The sequence below is a fragment of the Leisingera sp. F5 genome (assembly GCF_001593695.1).
In genome coordinates this window covers 1-3,682 of sequence record NZ_LUKH01000215.1, presented here as the reverse complement: position 1 = coordinate 3,682, position 3,682 = coordinate 1, and the positions used below count along the sequence as shown (strand labels likewise).

General features: G+C 62.2%; 4 protein-coding genes. 1 reads left to right on the top strand and 3 read right to left on the bottom strand.

Translation table 11 applies throughout. The features are described 5' to 3' along the window. Positions 1-1,688: 3-hydroxyacyl-CoA dehydrogenase NAD-binding domain-containing protein (locus A2I95_RS27595; protein WP_291735061.1), on the top strand; the 1,688-nt coding region annotated here is incomplete at its 5' end. Positions 1,689-1,764: 76 nt separating this feature from the next. Here A2I95_RS27595 and A2I95_RS27590 read toward each other — a convergent pair. The 3 genes from A2I95_RS27590 to A2I95_RS27580 all read right to left on the bottom strand — a co-directional run. Continuing rightward, a complete protein-coding gene (locus tag A2I95_RS27590) occupies positions 1,765-2,445 on the bottom strand; it encodes a Hint domain-containing protein (protein ID WP_291735059.1) in 681 nt (226 codons plus the stop codon). A 180-nt stretch (positions 2,446-2,625) separates the two neighbouring features. After that, positions 2,626-3,291, bottom strand: a complete 666-nt coding sequence (locus tag A2I95_RS27585; protein WP_291735057.1) for a sulfotransferase family 2 domain-containing protein — start codon at positions 3,289-3,291, stop codon at positions 2,626-2,628. A 126-nt stretch (positions 3,292-3,417) separates the two neighbouring features. Further along, a partial coding sequence (locus A2I95_RS27580) for a DMT family transporter (protein ID WP_291735055.1) occupies positions 3,418-3,682 on the bottom strand: 265 nt, incomplete at its 5' end.

The following is a 3,682-nucleotide window of genomic DNA, read 5'->3' as shown; positions in this document are numbered from 1 at the left end:
CCATGGCAGCAGCCCCGGTGCTGCTGGAAGGCAAGATGCTGGACCCGAAAAAGGCCAAGGGGGCGCAGCTGATCGACGCGGTTGCGGACGATGCGCTGGCTGCAGCCAAGGACTGGGTGCTGAACGCCAAACCTGCGGATCTGGTCAAGCCTTGGGATGCCAAGGGTTACAAGATGCCCGGCGGCGCGCCATACCATCCCGCCGGCTTCATGACCTTTGTCGGCGCCTCAGCGATGATCAACGGCAAGACCCAGGGCGCCTTCCCGGCAGCCCAGGCGCTGCTCAGCTCGATCTATGAAGGCGCGCTGGTTGATTTTGACACAGCGTTGAAGATCGAGGCCCGCTGGTTCACCCATGTGCTGATGAACCCGTCGTCCTCGGCCATGATCCGCAGCCTGTTCCTGAACAAGCAGGCGCTGGAAAAAGGCGCGGTGCGGCCCAAGGATGTGCCGGACCAGTCAGTGAAGAAGATCGGCGTGCTGGGGGCAGGCATGATGGGCGCAGGCATCGCGCTGGTCTCGGCCCAGGCCGGCATGGAAGTGGTTCTGATCGACCGCGATCAAGAGGCTGCCGACAAGGGCAAGGCCTATTCTGCCGCCTATATGGACAAGGGCATCAAACGCGGCAAGGCGACCGAGGAGAAGAAAGAGGCACTGCTGACGCAGATCACCGCGACCCCGGATCTGGACGCGCTGAAGGGCTGCGACCTGATCATCGAAGCGGTGTTCGAAGATCCCGGCGTCAAGGCGGAGATGACCCAAAAGGTCGAAGCGATCATCCCCGAAGACTGCATCTTTGCCTCCAACACCTCCACCCTGCCGATCAGCGAGCTGGCCAAGGCCTCTGGCCGCCCGGAGCAGTTCATCGGCATTCACTTCTTCTCGCCGGTTGAGAAGATGTTCCTGGTGGAAATCATCAAGGGCAAGAGGACCGGCGACCGGGCGGTGGCCAAGGCGCTGGATTATGTGCGCCAGATCCGCAAGACGCCGATTGTCGTGAATGACGCGCGCTTCTTTTACGCCAACCGCTGCATCATTCCTTACATCAACGAAGGGGTGCGGATGATCGCCGAGGGTGTGTCTCCGGTTCTGATCGACAACGCTGCGCGCCAGTTGGGCTTTCCGGTGGGGCCGATCCAGCTGACCGATGAGACCTCGATCGATCTCGGAGCCAAGATCGCGCGGGCAACCAAGGCGGCGATGGGCGATGCCTATCCTGAAAGCCCCTCGGACGATCTGATCTTCTGGATGGAAGAACAGGGCCGTTTGGGGCGCAAGGCCAATGCCGGCTTCTTCGATTATGACGACAAGGGCAAGCGGGTTGAGTACTGGAAAGGCCTGCAGGAAAAGTACCCGCAAGCCGCCGAGCAGCCTGAGTTGATCGAAGTGCAGGAACGGCTGATGTTTGCGCAGGTGCTGGAAGCGGTGCGCGCGCTGGAGGAAGGGGTGCTGGAAGACATCCGCGAAGGCGACGTCGGCGCAGTCCTAGCCTGGGGTTTTGCCCCCTGGTCCGGCGGTCCGTTGAGCTGGCTGGATATCATCGGCTCGCCTTATGCGGCAGAACGCTGCGATCAGCTGGCAGAACAGTACGGCGATCGCTTTGCCTGCCCGGATCTGCTGCGGGACATGGCGGACAAGGGCCAGAGCTTCTATGGCCGGTTCGACCCGGAGAAAACCGCGGCCGCCTGACGGCTGCAGAAAACAAAAAAGAACGGCCGGGGCATTCCCGGCCGTTTTCATTTGTTCCGAAAGAAGTGCTGCCGGCTCAGTTTACCGGTGGATGATACTGTGCCGCAGCGGATGCCGGGCAGCGCGCGCGCCAGCGTTCTTCCTCGGCCATCATCGACAAGACCAGGCCCCGCGCCTCATCCGGCGGCAGCACTCTATAGGCGCTTTCCTCGGTAAAGATACGCCCGCACATCAAATTGACCGGTGCGGCTGCAAACCCCAGCATTCCGGCTTCAAGGTAAATCACCTGATCCTGGGCAAAACGCGGCGTGACCAGCTCCAGCTGCGCGCCGGGATGCGTCCGGCGGATACCGCGGTAGCCTTCCAGCGCGCAGGCAGGCACCACCGCAAAAGGATCGCCCTGAACATCCTCCACCAGGTCGCTTTCCAGCAGCACGCCTTGATCCGGCATCAGCCACAACGGCACCCGGTTCATCAGCGCATCGCGCGGCACCAGCAGCGGACAGCGGGCCGGATCCAGACCGCCGTCGCCCGGAACGATAGTTTCGCGCTGCAGTTCCACAACCGTTTGCATGCCATGATCGAATGTCAGCACCTTGTCGCCCGGCGTCAGCGCCTCAACCGGGCGCCAGCCCAGGTTCGACGCAACATGGGTGCCTGCCAGAAGACCGCCTTGCCCCGCAGGGACCAGGGGGAAGCCGCTGTTCAAAGCCCGCCCCGCCGGGGATTGCGTGCGTTTCAGGAGCCAATCCAGCATCCGTGTTCCTTTCCTGCAGCCAAGGTTTGAACCTCTGGCCGGTTTCCGGTTATTGCCTGTTCCAGCGGCTTTAACGGTGCGGAAATGCGGCAAAAACCAGTCACTGTTCACGTCGCTGCGCCAATCCGCTTGCTCGATCCGGGATTGATCCAGATCCGGCAGGCTCAGCGCTGTTTCATGTCACTGGGATACGCGCGAATCGTTAAAAGAGTATTCAAATTGTGCGATGTCTGCAGCGCAGGCCCGTGCGATGGCTTCGGCAGCGGCATCGTCATAGTAGCCCCGCCAGTCCCGCAGCCGGCCGCTTTCATTGACCCGCGGCAAGTCGAGGACAAAGCCGAGATGGTCAAACAACGGCCGGGCATCCTCCTGGAAATGCTCCAGGCGGATATAGAGCTGGCATTGCTCGGCGCCGTCCGCACGGCGCATGTAAGACGCCGCGGGACTGCCTTGGAACGCGCTTGCAATCTGCGGATGCTGCACAAAGCCGCGGAACTCCAGACTCTGCGCAAGCTGGATGGCCGGATGGCTGAAGCGCTGTTCCTGAAGCCAGTGGTAATAGCTGACCGCCCGGTCCCAGGGGTTGCGCACCAGGGTGAAAGCAAAGAGTCCGCGCAGGGTGTCCTTTGGCACCAGCCCTTCGATGTCGGCCAGGGAGGAATGCTTCCACAGCCGCCCTCGCGTTTCGGCACCCTGCAGGCGGCGGCGGCGTTTTAGCGCTTTCGGCGTGTCCCCCAGCATCATGTCATCCGCCATGGCGCGCGCCTCCAGCGCCAGCGCCAGCGCCGTGCCGCCGGTCTTGGGGATGTGGATAAAAACGTATCGGCGGCCTTGGGACAGGATCATGATCCGACCCTAGGCGATTGATCTGTGTATGGAAATACCGATCTGCGCCAGGCTTTCGGCTTCTTTCTGGTGTCAAATACCTCGGGGTGAATTGGCCCTTCAGGGCCAAGAGGGGCAGCGCCCCTGCTACCTCGAACGCAGCGCAATAGTGGCGCCGGCCGCAATGATCAGCGCGATCCCCAGCATCTGCCAGATGTTCAGCGCCTGCCCCCAAAAGGCCCAGGCGACGCCCGGCCCGACAATCATCACCGAGTATTCAAAGACGGCGACATAAGACGCTTCGCCCAGCTGATAGGCCTTGGTGATCAAAAACACGCCGCCCACCGCCGCACAGCCCTGCAGCAGGATCAGATGCGAGATTTCCCACAGCGGCCAGACCCAGCCGCGGGTC